This is a genomic window from Micromonospora sp. C51, from assembly GCF_018070435.1.
Lineage (GTDB): Bacteria > Actinomycetota > Actinomycetes > Mycobacteriales > Micromonosporaceae > Micromonospora > Micromonospora sediminimaris.
The window spans coordinates 88,527-105,495 of record NZ_JAGPXQ010000008.1; the positions used below are offsets into that span (position 1 = coordinate 88,527).

Consider the following 16,969-nt stretch of genomic DNA (forward strand, 5'->3'; position numbering starts at 1 on the left):
CCTTGGCGCTGTCACGGGAGGGTGACGGTCGTCGTGGTCGGGTCCCCGGTTCGGCCGGCCGACGCGTCAGCGGTACTCGGGGTTGGCGGCATCCGGATGGACTCCGGCGTCCCAGGCAGTGCGCTGGTTGCCGTACGCCGGGAACCCGCCGGCACGACGCATCATCGACGCGAGGTGAAGCAGGTTGTAGGTCATGAACGCGGTATTGCGGTTGGTGAAGTCGTTCTCCGGCCCACCGGAACCCTCGTCAAGGTAGGACGGCCCGGGCCCGACCTCACCGAGCCAACCCGCATCGGCCTGTGGCGGGACAGTGAAGCCGATGTGCTGCAAGCTGTAGAGGATGCTCATCGCGCAGTGCTTCAGGCCGTCCTCGTTGCCGGTGAGCAGGCACCCACCGACCCGCCCGTAGTAAGCGTACTGGCCCTGGTCGTTGAGGACGCCGGAGTAGCCGTAGAGCCGCTCGATCACCCGACGGGTCACCGAGCTGTTGTCGCCCAGCCAGATCGGTCCGGCGATGACCAGGATGTCTGCGGCCAGCACCCGGGCCAGCAGCGCGGGCCATTCGTCGGTCTCCCACCCGTACTCGGTCATATCGGGTCGGACGCCGGTGGCGATGTCGTGGTCGACGGCGCGAATCTGGTCCACGCTGACGCCGTTCGCCTCCATGATCGCCACACTGCGGTCGACCACCCCCTGGGTGTGGCTACGGCCGGGGGAACGGTTGAGGGTGCAGTTGATGTATGTCGCGCGCAGCCCGGTGAAGTCGGGCTGCTCGATCCCCGTCGCGGTCATGGGGTCCTCTCCTGGTATCGGTCGTGCCGTCGGCCCGTCGGTCGACTCGAAGGCCCTCGCACCTCGACGTCGGTCGGTCCAGGCGCAGGATCCGGCAGGACAGGGCCTGGCTGCCCAGCGCAGCGGTGCGCACGCTGGGCCCACGTAACGAGTGTCGGACGCTGCGGCCCGCGCCGGATCGGCCGGTCAATCGGTCGGTCCTGCTCAGGCAGGCAGGCAGGCGGGCGGGCAGGCGGGCAGGCGATCACAAGTGATCAACTGCGTCGACGACCGTGAGACGACCACCATCGCCGGGATCCGGGTCCGGGATCATCGTCTCCGGATCAACGAGATAGACCTCGTGACCGTCAAGCGTGAGCCGACGCGCGACCTCCAGGAGCATCCGTCGGGCCACATCGTCGATGGAGTGCACCAGCGAGACGTCGAGAACCACTCGGGGCTCCGCAGGCGAACTTTCCACGAGCTCCCGAACGATCCGCTCGGCTCCCGCGAAGCGGATTCCGCCCTGCAACCGGAGAACCCGGGTCGCGTCCGCTCCACCGCCTCGTACTCGGTTGGACCGCACCACCGCGCGCGCTGCGGGAGGAACCTCCATCACATGCAACCCCATGTCGTACGAGAACCGCTCGAACAGCGACACTCCGCGCACGCTGTTGCCGTGCCGGTCCAGTCGCGGCGAGAAGGTGGCGATGCCGAGTTGACCAGGGAGGGCACCGATCAGTCCCCCGGCCACACCGCTCTTCGCCGGAATGCCGACCTGCGTGGCCCAGTCGCCAGCGGCGTCGTACATTCCGCAGGTGGCCATGACGCTCAGGACCTGGCGCACCACCGCCCCGTCCACCACCTGCTCGTTCGAGAGGGGATTCACGCCACTGTTGGCCAGCGTCGCCGCCATCATCGCCAGATCCCGGGTGGTCACGAGCACCGAGCACTGACGGATGTAACCGTCGACGACGGTCCGGGGATCCTCGGTGAGGATGTCGTGGCTGCGGAGCATGTGCGCGATGGCGAGGTTGCGGTGCGCGTTCTCCATCTCGGATGCGCACACCGTCTCATCGACGGTCAGCTGACGGCCCGCGAACGCCGAAAGCCCCTGAACGACGCGGTCGACCCGCTCGACGGGCTTCAGGTCCTCCGGTCCGGCGAGTGAGTGAGCGGTGATCGCGCCAGCGTTGATCATCGGATTGCGGGGACGCCCCGTCTCGCTTTCCAGGGATATCTCGTTGAACGCCTCCCCGGACGGCTCGACCCCGACCTTGGCGAGCACTCGATCGAAGCCGCGATCGGAGAGTGCCATCGCGTACACGAAGGGCTTCGAGATCGACTGGATCGTGAACGCGACATCGACGTCGCCGGCACCGTGGACCGTGCCGTCGACCGTGGCGAAGACCGCTGCGAGACGGTCAGGATCAGCTGTCGCGAGTTCGGGAATGTACCCGGCCGGCGCTCCGGAGGTGTCCGATTCGACATCTCCAAGTGCCTCAGTCAGATAGTCGGGAACGACTGACCGCATCCGTCCTCCTTGGCAGTAGTTCGCCTGCCCGTACTCATGCGCTCGGCAGGTGTGGGCTCGGCCACCTGCGTCTGGCGGAAGGCATGCTGCTCAGCCGTTGCGGCGACGAGGGTTCGCAGCTCGGCGGCCTCGACGTTCGCTCCGAATGCGGCGGTCCCAGGCTCCAGGTAAGTGCCGGCCATGAGGGGACCGATCGCAACCGGGTCGAACCCGAGCGCGTCGATCAGCTGCGCCACCGCCGCGACGTCGTCGGGAGCGTCGCCGGCGATCGCGATCGCCTTGCGCCCGGGCCGCCCTGCCGGACGCGCCCCGTCTTCGAGGTCGTGATAGCCCATGTGGTTCAGGGCCTTCACGACATGCGCGCCGGTCAGGAACCGCTGCACGGCATCGCTCGACGACACGCCGGGCGGGACGATCGTGTCGCGCGGGCCGTCGATCTCCCACCAGTGGTTCATCGCATCCACGACGAGCTTCCCCTTCAGCTCGTCTGCCGGGAGCTCGCGGTGCTTGCCGAGCGGAAGCGCGAGGATCACGACATCCGCGGCTGTCGCGACCTCGGTCGGCCACCCGGCAGTAGCGCCGGGGGTCAGCACCTCGGTGGTCAAGGCGATCCTCGCCGGATCTCCGGATCCGGAGATCAGGACACGGTAACCTGCGGCGACGGCCAGGCGGGCCAGGACGGTGCCGACCTTCCCGGCGCCCAGGATGCCGATAGTGGTGGCCTGAGAGGTCATCGTGTCGCCCGCGCCGTGACCGTGGACTGCTCGGCGAGCAGCTCGCGCACCCGTGGGATGACCTGCGTGCCGTACAGCTCGACCGACCGCATCCGAGCCGAGGCGGAGACCGCCCCGGCGGCGGAATAGATCATGTCGAAACGACCCACGTCCAGCACCCGGATCGCGCGGGCGATCCTCGCCGCGACGGTCTCGACCGACCCGACGTACAGCGAGCCGTGTTCCACGTCGGCATCGAACTCCCTCCGCCGGAGCGGCGGCCAACCGCGCAACGCGCCGATCCGATCACGGATCTCCCGGTAGCCGGGGTAGAACAGCTCCTTGGCCTCCTCGTCGGTCGCGGCGACAAAGCCGGGCGAGTGCATCCCGACCGGCGCAGCGGTCGTGCCAAGCTGCTGGTGCGCGCGTCGGTACAGGTCCACGTACGGAGCGAAGCGATCGGGTGCGCCACCGATGATGGCGAGCATCAGCCGGAACCCGTAGTGCGCGGTGCGCAGCACCGACTGCGGCGTCCCACCCACTCCCACCCAAGTGTTCAGACGGCCCGAGTCCGTCTTCGGATAGACGTCCGCCTCCTGCAGGGAGGCGCGAGTGGTGCCCTGCCAGGTCACCGGCTTCTCGTCAAGCAGTCGGTGGAATAGATCGATCTTCTCCTCGAACAGTACCTCGTAGTCCTTCAGGTCGTACCCGAACAGCGGGAACGACTCGGTGAACGACCCTCGCCCGAGAATCACCTCGGCGCGACCCCTGGAAAGCGCATCGACCGTGGCGAAGCGCTGGAACACCCGCACCGGATCATCAGAGGACAGCACCGTCACCCCCGACGCGAGCCGAATACGTTTCGTGGCGGTCGCGATGCCGGCCAGCACCGTCTCCGGACTGGAGATCGCGTACTCCGGCCGGTGGTGCTCACCCAATGCCACCACGTCGATGCCGACCTGGTCAGCCAGCACCGCCTCGGCCACCACCGCGCGGATCGCCTGCGCGTGCGAGACGATCTCCCCCCGGTCATCACGGGGACGGTCTCCGAAGCTGTCGACACCAAACTCGAGCTGCGATACATCCATCGTGTGCGACTCCTTCACGGTCTTCGTCCCTTCTGCGCCCGGCGGGCGCAGAAGGAGCCACGAGCGGGCCCTTCGTCTGCTCCCGGACCGGCGTGTCCCTTTCGCCCGACTGATTCGGCCATCGGCGGCCTCGAAATTTAGTTGACATGTGAATCATGCACCGATATTGTTGCGACCGCAAACACCGAGGAGAGCGATGGGCACAACGAGGCGTCGGCGACTCCCCACCAGCGAAGAGCTCGCGATATGGCGGGCGCACATCGAGACGTTCGAGATCGTCCGCTCCCGCATCGAGTCCCGCCTGCACCAGGACTCGCAGCTGTCGAGCGGAGACTACCGAGTGTTGCTCGCACTGAACGAGGCGCAAGGGAAGGCGTTGCGGTCCTCGGAGCTCGCCAACCAGATCGGGTGGGAACGCAGCCGCCTGTCCGGGCAGCTGGGCAGAATGGAGAAGCGCGGCCTGGTGCGCCGCGAGCCCTGCGAAGAAGACGCCCGCGGGTCACGGGTCCTCCTCACCGAGGACGGCGAGCGCGCTTTCCGCGCCAGCACCTTCCCCCACCTGCAGGCGATCAAGGAAGTGTTCGTCGACGCGTTCACTCCGGCGCAACTCGCCCATCTGGCCGAGGCCGCGACGGCGATGCGTCGTCATCTGAGTCTCTGAGCAAACGCACGCCTCGTTGCGGTCCTTCGACCCCCGGCCGCGGCAGTCCTCGGGTGGCTGGTGCCCCCGCAGTCACAGTTGGCCATTTACATGCAGCGATAGCTATCCGTAGAGTTGCCCGAACCGACGTGGATCACGGGGGCGCCGGATGGCTGGTGTGTGCGTACAAGTGTCGCGGCGTTGGTGGACCGTCGCGGTCGCGGCGGCCGTGCTCGTTGCGGGGGTGATCATGCCGGGCCCGGCCACGGCGGCGCCGTCCGGCATCGCACCGCCATCGCCGCCGTCGAGCGTCAGGTCCGACGACTATCCCAGTGACGGCACCCCGAGCGGAGGGGTGGGCGTGCCTGGCACGTTCGAGGTGACCGCGCCGGCCGTCCGGCCAGGCAAGGTGAAGGAGTACGCCTACAGCCTGGACTCCGGTGTGCTGATCGCGGCGGAGACCGTCCCGGCGCGGACGTCTGACCGCGGATCGACGATCAGCGTGTCCCCGACGCATGACGGCGTCAACGTGCTGCGGGTGTGGTCGCGGGACCACGCGGGTCGCATCTCGGCTCCGGTGACCTACACGTTCACTGTCCGGGCCAGCTCCGGGCCGGGCGATCCCGTCGTGCCGCTGCCGCCGGCGATCACGTTCCCCAACGGCAGCGACGTCTCCGCAGGCGGTCAGCTCACGGTGAAGTTCGACGCGGGGGGGTGACACCGACGTCACCAGTTTCCGATACAGCATCGATGGCACTGGGCTGGGCAGCACCGTGCCTGCCATCAGCGCCGGTGGCTCGGCCACCGTCACCCTCGACGTCGGCAATGTCAGCGGTTCACGGCCGATCTACGCGGTTGCAGTGGACGACATCGGCAATCGGGTCAGTGGCCTGAGCCAGAGCGAGTTCACCGTGCCGCCGGCGACGAGCCTGGCTGGCACGGTGTGGGACGCGTACTTCCTGCCACAGGCCGGTGCCGTCATCACCTTGCAACCCGGCGATCATCAGGCCACCTCCGGCGCCGACGGCGGCTACGCCTTCACCGGCCTAGGCCGTGTTTCGTAGGGCGTCGTTGTTGGGCGTGGCGGTGGTCGCTAATGGGAGAGGTCTCCGGTAGTTGGTTCAGCGACCAAGCTAGAACTTCACACCGGAGACCTCGTGCCGAGCGTAACGGCAGTGAGGCGACATGACCTGACCGACGTGCAGTGGGCGGCGCTGGAGCCGTTGCTGCCTGCCGGAATGGGGCATGCTCGGCCGCGCAGATGGACCATGAGACTGATCATCGACGGGATCCGGTGGCGGGTCCGGACCGGATCGCCGTGGCGTGACGTGCCCGCGCCCTACCCGCCGTGGCAGACCTTGTATCGATGGTTTCGGCGGTGGCAGCGTGACGGTGTCTGGGCCCGGATTCTCACCTCGTTGCAGGCCCGAGCGGACGCGGCGGGGTTGCTTGGCTGGACGGTAAGCGTGGACTCGACCATCAGCCGCGCCCACCAGCACGCCGCGGGAGCCCGCCGCGACGGCCAAGCGCAGAAGGAGCCTCCTCGTGGTGTGCAGGCCGAGCCGGCAGATCACGGGCTCGGCCGATCGAGGGGCGGCTGGACCACCAAAAGCCATCTGGCCTGCGAGCAGGGCCGCAAACTGATGGCCCTGGTGGTGACCGCCGGACAGCGCGGCGACAGCCCACAGTTCATCCCCGTACTGGCCAAGATCCGCGTCATGCGAGCCGGTGGTGGCCGGCCACGGACCCGCCCCGACACCGTATTGGCCGACAAGGCGTACACGTCCAAGGCCAACCGCGCCCACCTGCGATCCCGCGGCATCCGCGCGGGCATCCCAAACAAGGCCGACCAGGACGTGCCACCGCAAGGCCAAAGGATCCCAAGGCGGACGCCCACCCGCCTTCGACCCCGACCTCTACCGCCTACGCCACGCCGTGGAATGCGGCATCAACCAGCTCAAACAACACCGCGCCATGGCCACCCGCTACGACAAACTCGCCGTACGCTACGAAGCCACCCTCACCATCGCCGCCATCAACCAATGGCTTCGTGCCCTACGAAACACGGCCTAGCGCCCGGCGTCTACACCGTAACGGCGACCCTCGGCGACCGGTGCGTGGCCAGCTTCCCCTTGGAAATCGACGGTCAGGGGCAGACGGTCGACATCTTCGTACTCCCGGTCGGCGAGGGCCCGGACCACATCTGTTCCGAGTAGCCGCCCGATCCGTCCATCGAGTTGCCCTCGTCCATCGCGGACGGGGGCGTTCTCGTCGTCGAGTCCCTGAATGATCAGGGACGGCGGTCCTGGCGGAGGAAGCAGGACAGCAGTTGGCTGAACTCGTGCGGGTGCTCGATAGCCGGCACGTGCCCGCATCGGCCGAACACGTGCAGACGCACATCGGCCAGGAGCTCAAGCAGGGGTTGGGCTGCGGTCCTGAGCGGGGTGATCCGGTCCTCGGCGCCGTGCACGAGCAGTACAGGCGCGCGGATCGCTGCCAGCGTTTGCGCCGAGAGGGTGAGTTCGTCGACCCATCGTGCCCTCGGTGGAGGGAACAACGACGCGTATGCGGCTGCCCCCGCTCGCATCGCCGCGGCACGGGCGTCGACGGCCGAATCGGTCACGAGCGCTTGGTCGTGGACGAGGCGACTCAGCATGTCTCGTGCGCCCAGGGGACCGGCGGGGGCGGCCCAGAGCGCGTCGAGGTCGGCGGACAGCGGCGCTCCCGGGGCGCCCATCGTCGCGACCGCCACGACCCGGGTGACCTGCTGGGGGTGCGCGGCCGCCAATGCCAACGCCACCGCGCCGCCCATCGAGTGACCCACCACGGCGTAGTGGTCGATGCCGAGGGCAGCCATCAGGCCCGCGGCCTGGTCCGTCCACAGCCGGAGCCCACCCCGGGCACCCGCCGGGACAGGTGTACGACCGAACCCCGCCTGGTCAGGAGCCACCAGGTGACAGGACGTGCCCAGCGCCTGCGCCGTCGTTGCCCAAGCGCCGGACCCGGTCGTGCCGGGTCCGGAGCCGTGCAGCATCAGCACCGCAGGCCCGGTGCCGCCCTCCAGGACGTGGACGGGAGAGCCGTCGACTGTGATGGTCCGACGTGTCGTCACCGGGGCGGGCCAGGTGTGCTCATGCCGATGCGGGGTCGACGGACTTCGAGAAGAGCTCCATCATCGCCCTGCCGAACTGCGGCATGTCGGGCCAGCCCCGGCAGGAGACGAGGTTGCCGTCCACGACGTCGGGAGCGTCGATGACTGTCGCGCCCGCGTTTTCCATGTCACCGGTGATGGGTGGGAAGCAGGCCGTCTTTCGACCCTTCAATAGCCCGTACACCGCTGGTACCTGGGCACCGTGGCACACCAGCGCGATGGGCAGGTTGCGCGCGAAGAAGTGCTCGGTGATGCGCCTGACGTCGGCGTCGACCCTGATCCACTCGGGGGCACGTCCCCCGGGGATGATGAGGGCGTCGTAGCGCTCGACGTCGACCTCGGCCCAGGGCACGTCGACCGGCAGCTTCCGGCCGTTCTTCTCCACGTAGGCGTCGGAGTTGGGGTCGAACTCGTGGATGACCAGTTGCACGTCACGCCTCGTCCGTGACGAGACGTCGACGTCCCAGCCGCCCTCCTGCACGCGATAGTAGGGATACATGGTGTCGAGTTCCTCGGCGGCGTCGCCGGTCAGGAGCAGCGCTCTGGGCACCTGCTTCTCCTCGCATCCTGGGGCGGGTGGGGGTAGATCCGATCCGATCCGATCCGATTCCGTTAGCATTCCCCGGCCCAGGCCGCCCGTCAACCCTCCACCGCCACTCCGTCCGCGTCCTTGGCCTCGTCGAACAATCGTCGGAAACGCTCGCCGGACCGCAGGATGTGCCGACGCATCGCGTAGGCGGCGGCGTCGGGGTCACGCGCGGCGATGGCGGCCACAATCTCCTCGTGCTCGGCCATGGCCAAGTGAGTGACCTGGGTGTCGTGGTGCAGCCGAAAGAGGTGCACGTGGCTGTGCAGGCGAGCGAGCGCTTCCCGGATGACCTGGTTCTCCGCGCTCAGTGCGACCAGGTCGTGAAAGGCGGCGTCGCGTAGACCGAAGGCGCCATAGGCCGTGGGCCCGGTGCCCCCCTCCAGCTCCGCCATCTCCTCCAGCATCGCCCGCAGACCGGCCACCTGCTCCAGCGATGCCCGTTCGGCGGATCTGCGTGCTGCTGCCGGCTCGAGGAGCAGGCGGACCTCGAGCATGTCCTCGAATCGGCGACGGGTGATCTGGGGTGGAATGCGGTAGCCGGCATGGGGCACCCGCACGACCAGGCCCTCAGCCTCCATGCGGTTCAGGGCGTCCCGGATCGGCGTCTGCGAGACCCCCAGCTCCCGCGCCAGAACGTCGATCGTGACCCGGGAGCCGGGCTCGATCCGGAGCGACATCAGCTGTCCGAGCAGCGTGTCGTACACCTCGTCGGCGAGCCGGCCACCAGATCTTCCCGACGACGTGCCGCCCGTCACGGCCCGACGGCCCCGCGCGATCATTCCTTCGTCGTCCATCGTGACGTGAGGCCCTTCTTTGCGTCTTCCGGAACCTGTTGACATCAGTCACAACTCTGCGACATGCTGACGCCCCAGCCGGATCGTATAGGAAAAGTGGCGTACGACCGCCATCCTGCACCGTCGCGGAACCACCCGCGATCGCTCTACTTCGATCACCTGGAGCTCCCGTGAGCGTGCTCGACGTTCTGCGCGGTTCGTCCCCGGGCCGCAGAAGGACGGGAGGACTGCTCGACGGCACGAAGATCCAGTACATCACGCCGCACTCGTGACGCCGGTCCGCGGGTCAACCTCCGCGACAGCCCGCCAACCGCCTGAAACCAACCCGGCAACTGCTCGGCGAAGCACCTAGCGAGGTTCTAGAGGTCCCCACCCAGAAAGCAGGCAAGGATATGCGGTATCAACAGCGAATAGGACGAACATCCGTTCCCGGGCGAAAGGTGCAGCTGGCGACGGCGGCCATGCTGCTGGTGGCCACGACCATGGCGGCTTGCGGCGGTGGCCAGGACGACGGCGAGCAGGCGAATGCCCCCAAGGCGCCGGCGACCATCCCGGAGCTCACCACGGACCCGCTGACCCTCAGCTTCATCTGGTTCGACTGGCCCCCCGCCCAGGCACTCGAAGACTTCGCGAACGCGGAGTACAAGAAGGAGCGGCCGAACGCCACCATCAAGGTGAACACCGTGCCGAATGCGAACTGGCACGACGCGATGTTCACCCAGTTCGCCGCGCGCAAGACCGACTTCGACATCGCGATCCTGGACTCGCAACACATCGGCGAGGCCGTGACGAACGGCAACATCCTCGACATCACCGACTTCGTCAAGAACAACATCGACGTCGAGGCCTACAACCCGTACCTCCTGGCGGCCTACGGCCAGTTCCCCCAGGCGGAGACCGGCAAGCGCGACGAGAACGCCAGCCTGTACGGGCTGCCGCTGCTCGGCGACACCTGGACGATGATCTACCGCAAGGACCTGATCGGCGACCAGCCGCCGCAGACCTGGGACGAGATGATCTCGGTCGCCGAGAAGTGCCAGGCGGACAACCCCGGCGTCAGCGGGCTGGCTTTCCACCAGGCCAACGGCTCCGACGCCGCGGCCGTAACCTACAACACGGTCAACGGCGTCTACGGCGGCAACCTCTGGGACTCCAAGACCCGCAAGATCGACGGCGTTCTCAACGACGCCGCGGGCCAGGAGGCGATGGACGTCCTGGTCAACAGGATGAAGCCGCTGACCGCCCGGGGCTCCGGCAACTGGTTCATCGACGAGGTGAACGCGGCGGTCGCCCAGGGCAAGGCCTGCATCGCGTTCAACTGGATCGCCGCGAGCGGCGGCCTGCTCGATCCAAAGCAGTCGACGCTCGGCACCACCCGGGAGCAGATCCTCGACAAGCTGGGTTTCGCCACCCTGCCGAGCCAGAAGACCAACCTGGTCCCGCTCGGCGGCATGGGGATGCACGTGTCGGCCTACTCCGCCGAGGCGAACCAGGTGGAGGCCCTGAACTTCATGAAGTGGTTCCAGCGGGCTGACGTCCAGAAGAAGTGGGCCGCGGCCGGTGGCGTGCCATCGCGTACGGACGCCCTGGAATCGCCCGAGTTCCTCAATGCCGGGCCGTTCAACCAGGTGTACACCGACTCGGTTCCACGGATGCGGGACATGTGGAACGTGCCCGAGTACGCGCGCCTCGTGGACATCGAGAACACCAACGTCAACGCCGCCCTGAACGGCGCGAAGAACCCGAAGGATGCGCTCGACGACATCGCCAAGGAGCAGCAGGCCGTGCTCGACTCCAGCAACCGCAAGGGCGGCGGCGGGCTGTGAGTGACCCCGTACCTCTGACGACCGAAGACCCCGGGCAGGTGGCGTCCGTGACGCCACCTGCGCCGGGTCGGTCCCGCCGGCTGAGCGACCGGGGGCTCGCCGTGGCCTTCATCTCCCCCGCGATGCTGCTGTTGCTCGCGATGTCGGTGTTTCCGTTGCTCTGGGCGTTGTACCTGTCCTTCACCGACTACTCGGCCACCCGCGGGGGGCCCGCCCGTTTCGTCGGGTTCGGGAACTACACCGCCGTCCTGACGTCGGCGCAGGTCCACCAGCGGGCCTTGACGACGTTGATCTACGTCGTCGGCGCGGTCACCCTGCAGACCGTGCTCGGTTTCGGCATCGCCTACCTGATCTCGCGCCGCACGCACGGGCGAGGAGTGCTGACCACTCTGTTCCTGGTACCGATGATGCTGTCGCCGGTGGTGGTCGGGCTGTTCTGGCGATTCATGCTCGACGCGCAGTTCGGTGTGATCAACAGCATGCTCGGCTCGCTCGGCCTGGGGCAGGTCGAGTGGCTCACCCGGCAGCGCACGGCATTGCTCTCCCTGATCGTGGTCGACACCTGGCAATGGACGCCGTTCATCATGCTCATCGCACTTGCCGGCCTGAGCGCCGTTCCCAAATACCTGTACGAGGCCGCCTCGATCGACCGGGCGTCCGAGTGGTTCCGGTTCCGCACCATCACGCTTCCGTTGGTGTGGCCGCTGCTCCTCATCGCCGTGCTGTTCCGGGCCATCGAGGCTTTCCGACTGTTCGACCTCGTCTACATCCTGACCAACGGCGGCCCGGGTGTCTCCACCGAGACGTTGTCGTTCCACGTCTACAAGGTCGCGTTCCTGGGCTTCAACACCGGAACCGCCTCGGCGTACGGGATTCTCATGGTCCTCGTCGTCATCGTCCTCACGCAGCTCTACCTGCGCTACCTGAACAAGCTCAAGGAGGGCTGATGGCCGTCTCCGTCGATGAGGCCGTGTCCACAGGTCCTGACCGGAATCGCACGCCCCCCGCGCGTCGCCTCGGCGGCCGAGGCCGCTCCGTGCTGGAGGTCGCGCTGCTGACCGTGCTGGCCGTCGTGATGCTCTTCCCGGTGCTGTGGATGATCGAGACGTCCATCAAGGAAAACCGCGACGTCTACGCCATCCCGGCCGAGTTCTTCGGCTTCACGGTCACGATGGACCATTTCAAGGACGTGTTCGTCGGCCCCGACGGCGGACGCTCGGCCTTGTCCGTCGCGTTCCTCAACTCCGCCGTGGTCGCCGGGGTCTCCACGGCGCTGGCCACTGTGCTGGGGGTCCCGGCGGCGTGGGCCTATTCCCGCTTCGGCGTGAAGGCCAAGAAGGACCAGCTGTTCTTCATCCTGTCCACCCGCTTCATGCCGCCCGTGGTGGTCGTGATCCCGATCTTCCTCATGTACCGCCAGGTCGGACTCATCGACAGCAAGCTCGGCCTGATCCTCATCTACACCGCGTTCAACGTCCCGTTCACGATCTGGATGATGAAGGGGTTCGTCGACGAGGTGCCCGCGGAATACGAGGATGCCGCCATGCTCGACGGCTACACCCGTTTGCAGGCGTTCTGGCGATACACCCTTCCGCTGCTCGTGCCCGGCATCGCCGCGACGGCGGTCTTCGCCCTCATCTTCTCGTGGAACGAGTTCGTGTTCGCCATCTTCCTCACCTCCAGCGACGACGTGCGGACGGCTCCACCCGCCATCGCCGGCCTCATCGGTGGCACCACCACGGACTGGGGTCTCGTGGCCGCCGCCTCCGTGGTCTTCGCCCTACCGGTGCTGGTCTTCGCCTACCTGGTGCGCAAGCACCTCATCGCCGGTGTGACGCTCGGGGCGGTGCGACGCTGATGGCGGGCATCGAGGTGACCGCGCTGCACAAGCGCTACCCGGACGGCACGGTTGCCGTCGATCACGTGGACCTGTCCATCGACGACGGCGAGCTGTTCGTGATGCTCGGCCCTTCGGGTTGTGGCAAGACGACCACGCTGCGGGCCATAGCCGGCCTGGAGCGGCAGACGACGGGCGACATCAACATCGGCGACACGCTTGTCAACGACCTGCCGCCGGCCGAGCGCGACATCGCCATGGTGTTCCAGTTCTACGCCCTCTACCCGCATCTGAAGACCCGCGACAACCTGGCGTTCCCCCTGCGGGCCGAGGGGCTGCCCAAGTCGGAGGTGCTCAAGCGGGTCGACGAGGCCGCCCGGCTGATGCGGCTCGGTCCGCTGATGGATCGGCGACCGCGTCAACTGTCCGGCGGGGAGCAGCAGCGTGTTGCGCTCGCCCGCGCCCTGGTGCGACGGCCGCGCGCATTCCTGATGGACGAGCCGCTCACCAACCTGGACGCGGAGTTGAGGGCGGACATGCGTACCGAGATCAAGCACCTGCAGGGAGAGTTGGGGGCGACGATGGTCTACGTCACCCACGACCAGGTCGAGGCGATGTCGCTCGGTCACCGGATCGCCATTCTCAACAAGGGCCGCGTCGAGCAGATCGGCACGCCGCTGGAGGTCTACGACCGTCCGGCGAGTCTCTTCTGCGCTGCCTTCATCGGCTCGCCGCCGATGAACCTGATCGAGGTGGAGGTGGCCGACGGGGCGTTGCGCGCTCAGGGCGGGCTGGCCCTCACCCCACCGCCCGGTCTGTCCCGCGACTGTCACCTGGTCGCAGGTGTGCGGCCGGAAGCGCTGGAGGTCACCGCACCGGGGGCGGAGCGTTCGGTCCCGGCCCGTGTGGTCTCGGCGGAGTGGCTGGGCGACGAGATCATCTACGTCGTCGACCACGGCGGCCAGCACGACGTGCGGGTGCGGATGCCACCGACTGTCCGTTTCGCAGCTGACGCACAGGTCGGGCTACGGCACACCGGCGGGACCCCGGTGGTGTACGACGTGAGCACGGAAGAGCTGGTGGCCTGATGGGAACGGTGGCAGTACAGGGGCTGTGCAAGTCCTTCGGCAAGGTTCAGGCCCTGGACGGGGTGACCCTGGACGTGCCGGACGGTGCCTTCTTCGTCGTGCTCGGGCCCTCCGGGGCAGGCAAGACGACGACGCTGCGGGCGATCGCCGGCCTGGAGAAGCTCGACGCCGGGTCGGTGCACCTGGACGGCGCGGACGCGACCCGTGACGCCCCGGCCGAACGCGACCTGGCCATGGTCTTCCAGAGCTACGCCCTCTACCCGCGACACACAGTGTACGAGAACATCGCGTCGCCGCTGCTGGCCCGGCGCTGTTCGTCCAGCGAGATCGCCGCTGCCGTCGAGCAGATGTCGCGCCTGCTGCACATCGAACGGCTGCTGCAGCGCCGTCCCGCGCAGCTGTCCGGTGGTGAGATGCAGCGGGTTGCCCTGGCCCGGGCGCTGGTCCGTAGCCCGCGCGCGTTTCTCATGGACGAGCCGCTGACGAACCTCGATCTCAAGCTCCGCGTCGAGATGCGTACCGAGCTCACCCGCATCCACCGCAGCCTCGGAGCAACCTTCATCTACGTGACCAACGACCAGGTCGAGGCCCTGTCCATGGCCGACCAGGTCGCGGTGCTCAAGGAGGGGCAGGTGCAACAGGTCGGAACGCCGACCGAGGTGTACGAGCGTCCCGCCAACCAGTGGGTCGCGGGATTCGTCGGGAGCCCGCCGATCAGTCTGCTCGCCTGCCGCGCCGAGGGAGATCGTCTGGTCGGTGCGCAAGGCTGGACGCTGCCTCGGCCCCACTGGACCACGGCTGAGGACGGTCGTGCGCTGCTGCTGGGCCTGCGCGCGGAGGACCTGTCCGTCGAGCAGCGTGGGCACGCGTCGTTGTCCGGGGAGCTCTACGGGCTTGAGCCGCTCGGTGACCGAACGGTGGTCGACGTACGAGTGGGAACGGAGATCCTCAAGGTCAAGGCACGACCCACCGTCACCGGAACGCCGGGCGAGCGGCTGCATGTGACGGTCGACCTGGACCGTGCGCACCTGTTCGATGCGGGCACCGGACTGTCGCTGTCCAAGGCTGGGCGGTAACCCAGGCCACCGCCACATCCGATCCGCTCGGCACCCCCCCGGACGAGGCTGGACCCTGTCCGGCGTGGTCGCTGAGGCACGCCAGACAACACCAAGAAGATCAGAGGAGGCGGCGCGATGAGCGACCCGATGAGCGTCCTGGCTCCCGAGCACCGGAGGCTTCGGATCGGCGACGCCTGGCGCGACGCCGCGAGCGGAGCCACCTTTGCCGTCGAGGACCCGGCCACCGGCAAGACCATCGCCGAGGTGGCGGACGCCGACGTCGTCGACGGGCTCGCCGCACTGAACGAGGCGAGCAAGGCGATGGCGGAGTGGGCGGCGACCCCGCCCCGGAAACGATCAGAGTTGTTGACGGCGACGTACCGGGCACTGACCGAGCGATCCGAGGAGATCGCCCGACTGATAACGCTCGAGATGGGCAAGCCGCTCGCCGAGGCCCGGGCAGAGGTGGCCTACGGCGCCGAGTTCTTCCGCTGGTTCGCCGAGGAGGCGGTGCGGATCGAAGGGCGCTACAGCACCGCTCCCGCAGGTGGATATCGCATCCTCACCGTGCCGAAGCCGGTCGGCCCGTGCGTCTTCGTGACGCCCTGGAACTTCCCGTTGGCCATGGGCGCCCGCAAGATCGCTCCTGCGCTGGCCGCGGGCTGCACGACGATCACCAAGCCCGCAGCCCAGACCCCACTCACCATGCTGCTCCTGGCCCGCATCATGGAGGAGATCGGCGTCCCCCCGGGCGTCGTCAACGTGGTGACCACCAAGCGGTCCGGCGAGGTGGTCTCCGCACTGCTCGCCGACAGCCGGACCCGCAAGCTCTCGTTCACCGGGTCGACCGAGGTCGGGCGCGTGCTGCTACGACAGGCTGCCGACAACGTACTGCGTACCTCCATGGAACTGGGCGGCAACGCGGCCTTGATCGTGTGTGCCGACGCGGACCTGGATGTCGCGGTCGACGGCGCCATGGTGGCCAAGATGCGCAACATCGGGGAGTCCTGCATCGCGGCCAACAGGATCTACGTCGAGGAGCCGGTGCGCGAGGAGTTCACGGCGCGCTTCGCCGAACGGATGGGCGCGCTGTCGGTGGGCCATGGTCTCGACGACGGCGTGGACGTCGGGGCGTTGATCGACGAGACCTCGGTCGCCACGATCGACGAGCTCGTCGCCGACGCGGTCGATCGCGGCGCCCGGGTCCTGGTGGGCGGCGAGCGCCCGAACGGGCCGGGCCACTTCTACCCGCCCACAGTCCTGGTCGACGTGCCCGAAGACGCGCGGATGCTCAAGGCCGAGATCTTCGGCCCGGTCGCGCCGATCATCTCGTTCACGTCCGACGACGAGGTGATGGCCAAGGCCAACGACACCGAGCACGGCCTGGTCGGATACATCTTCACCCGTGACCTCCAGCGGGCGCTCCGGTTCACCGAGGGGCTGGATACGGGGATGATCGGCATCAACCGTGGTCTGATATCGGACCCGTCGGCTCCGTTCGGCGGCGTCAAGCAGTCCGGGGTCGGCAAGGAGGGGTCGCACGAGGGCATCCTCGAGTACCTCGACCTCACCTACGCGGCGATCGACCTACCGTGACCGACCCGCCGCTCCGGGCACCCGCCGAGAATCATCGCGCCCTGCACACGTACGACCTGACCGGTCGCCGCCCGGCGGACGGAACCCGGGCCATGGCCGGCACGAACCCGCTGACACCCGGGGCGCCGGCCACCCCGCCGGCGTGCCAACCACCGCCGCGGCCGCTGGTCCGGGCACCCGGCGCGCGCGCCTGCGACACCCGGGCGGCCACCCTCGCCGACGCCGTCCAGGTGGCCTGGACGTCCGCCCAGCACATCGCCGCCGACGTTGCGGAAAGGCACTGA

18 protein-coding genes are annotated in these 16,969 nt (G+C 68.1%); 11 read left to right on the forward strand and 7 right to left on the reverse strand.

All coding sequences use genetic code 11. The features are described 5' to 3' along the window. Positions 1-66 precede the first annotated feature (66 nt). The 4 genes from KBX50_RS12005 to KBX50_RS12020 form a co-directional block, all read right to left on the reverse strand. Positions 67-792 (reverse strand): flavodoxin family protein, encoded by a 726-nt coding sequence (locus tag KBX50_RS12005; RefSeq protein WP_210937108.1) that lies wholly within the window; start codon positions 790-792, stop codon positions 67-69. A 244-nt stretch (positions 793-1,036) separates the two neighbouring features. Next, on the reverse strand, positions 1,037-2,305 hold the full coding sequence (locus tag KBX50_RS12010) for a glutaminase (RefSeq protein WP_210937109.1): 1,269 nt from the start codon (positions 2,303-2,305) through the stop codon (positions 1,037-1,039). Continuing rightward, positions 2,278-3,039 carry an NADPH-dependent F420 reductase gene (locus KBX50_RS12015; protein ID WP_210937110.1) on the reverse strand — a complete coding sequence of 254 codons (762 nt, stop codon included), beginning with the start codon at positions 3,037-3,039 and terminating at the stop codon, positions 2,278-2,280. Before KBX50_RS12015 ends, KBX50_RS12010 begins: the two co-directional genes overlap by 28 nt. After that, the gene (locus KBX50_RS12020; RefSeq protein ID WP_210937111.1) at positions 3,036-4,106 is read right to left on the reverse strand and encodes an LLM class flavin-dependent oxidoreductase; all 1,071 of its coding nucleotides are present in this window, start codon (positions 4,104-4,106) and stop codon (positions 3,036-3,038) included. Before KBX50_RS12020 ends, KBX50_RS12015 begins: the two co-directional genes overlap by 4 nt. Before the next feature lie 196 nt (positions 4,107-4,302). Here KBX50_RS12020 and KBX50_RS12025 point away from each other — a divergent pair, with 196 nt between their 5' ends. The 4 genes from KBX50_RS12025 to KBX50_RS12040 all read left to right on the forward strand — a co-directional run bounded on the left by KBX50_RS12025 (position 4,303) and on the right by KBX50_RS12040 (position 6,819). Next, positions 4,303-4,767 (forward strand): MarR family winged helix-turn-helix transcriptional regulator, encoded by a 465-nt coding sequence (locus KBX50_RS12025; protein WP_210937112.1) that lies wholly within the window; start codon positions 4,303-4,305, stop codon positions 4,765-4,767. A 340-nt stretch (positions 4,768-5,107) separates the two neighbouring features. Next, the gene (locus KBX50_RS12030) at positions 5,108-5,464 is read left to right on the forward strand and encodes a hypothetical protein (RefSeq protein ID WP_210937113.1); all 357 of its coding nucleotides are present in this window, start codon (positions 5,108-5,110) and stop codon (positions 5,462-5,464) included. A gap of 55 nt (positions 5,465-5,519) precedes the next feature. Beyond that, positions 5,520-5,810, forward strand: coding sequence for a hypothetical protein (locus KBX50_RS12035; protein WP_210937114.1), 291 nt, complete (start codon positions 5,520-5,522; stop codon positions 5,808-5,810). Between the two features lie 111 nt (positions 5,811-5,921). Beyond that, positions 5,922-6,819 (forward strand): IS5 family transposase gene (locus KBX50_RS12040; protein ID WP_210937115.1). Its coding sequence is split into 2 segments (ribosomal slippage): positions 5,922-6,599 and positions 6,601-6,819, totalling 897 coding nucleotides; the frame shifts between segments, so codons are not numbered across the junction. Positions 6,820-7,036: 217 nt separating this feature from the next. On the opposite strand, the gene KBX50_RS12045 is transcribed toward KBX50_RS12040, so the two are convergent. The 3 genes from KBX50_RS12045 to KBX50_RS12055 all read right to left on the reverse strand — a co-directional run bounded on the left by KBX50_RS12045 (position 7,037) and on the right by KBX50_RS12055 (position 9,280). Beyond that, positions 7,037-7,858, reverse strand: a complete 822-nt coding sequence (locus KBX50_RS12045; RefSeq protein WP_210937116.1) for an alpha/beta fold hydrolase — start codon at positions 7,856-7,858, stop codon at positions 7,037-7,039. Positions 7,859-7,877: 19 nt separating this feature from the next. Continuing rightward, positions 7,878-8,447 carry a DJ-1/PfpI family protein gene (locus tag KBX50_RS12050; protein ID WP_092383698.1) on the reverse strand — a complete coding sequence of 190 codons (570 nt, stop codon included), beginning with the start codon at positions 8,445-8,447 and terminating at the stop codon, positions 7,878-7,880. Positions 8,448-8,536: 89 nt separating this feature from the next. Further along, positions 8,537-9,280: a GntR family transcriptional regulator gene (locus tag KBX50_RS12055; protein WP_247673552.1), complete on the reverse strand. Its 744-nt coding sequence runs from the start codon at positions 9,278-9,280 to the stop codon at positions 8,537-8,539. Positions 9,281-9,720: 440 nt separating this feature from the next. On the opposite strand from KBX50_RS12055, the gene KBX50_RS12060 reads away from it, so the two are divergent. The 7 genes from KBX50_RS12060 (at position 9,721) to KBX50_RS12090 (ending at position 16,969) form a co-directional block, all read left to right on the forward strand. Further along, the gene (locus tag KBX50_RS12060; protein ID WP_307870923.1) at positions 9,721-11,106 is read left to right on the forward strand and encodes an extracellular solute-binding protein; all 1,386 of its coding nucleotides are present in this window, start codon (positions 9,721-9,723) and stop codon (positions 11,104-11,106) included. A 47-nt stretch (positions 11,107-11,153) separates the two neighbouring features. Next, positions 11,154-12,053, forward strand: coding sequence for a sugar ABC transporter permease (locus KBX50_RS12065; protein ID WP_307870924.1), 900 nt, complete (start codon positions 11,154-11,156; stop codon positions 12,051-12,053). Further along, the gene (locus KBX50_RS12070; protein ID WP_210937120.1) at positions 12,053-12,964 is read left to right on the forward strand and encodes a carbohydrate ABC transporter permease; all 912 of its coding nucleotides are present in this window, start codon (positions 12,053-12,055) and stop codon (positions 12,962-12,964) included. The genes KBX50_RS12065 and KBX50_RS12070 overlap by 1 nt, the downstream gene beginning before the upstream one ends. Next, positions 12,964-14,031: an ABC transporter ATP-binding protein gene (locus KBX50_RS12075; protein WP_210937121.1), complete on the forward strand. Its 1,068-nt coding sequence runs from the start codon at positions 12,964-12,966 to the stop codon at positions 14,029-14,031. Before KBX50_RS12070 ends, KBX50_RS12075 begins: the two co-directional genes overlap by 1 nt. Next, on the forward strand, positions 14,031-15,107 hold the full coding sequence (locus KBX50_RS12080; RefSeq protein WP_210937122.1) for an ABC transporter ATP-binding protein: 1,077 nt from the start codon (positions 14,031-14,033) through the stop codon (positions 15,105-15,107). Before KBX50_RS12075 ends, KBX50_RS12080 begins: the two co-directional genes overlap by 1 nt. 117 nt (positions 15,108-15,224) lie before the next feature. Further along, on the forward strand, positions 15,225-16,685 hold the full coding sequence (locus KBX50_RS12085; RefSeq protein WP_210937123.1) for an NAD-dependent succinate-semialdehyde dehydrogenase: 1,461 nt from the start codon (positions 15,225-15,227) through the stop codon (positions 16,683-16,685). Then, positions 16,682-16,969 (forward strand): hypothetical protein, encoded by a 288-nt coding sequence (locus KBX50_RS12090; protein WP_210937124.1) that lies wholly within the window; start codon positions 16,682-16,684, stop codon positions 16,967-16,969. Before KBX50_RS12085 ends, KBX50_RS12090 begins: the two co-directional genes overlap by 4 nt.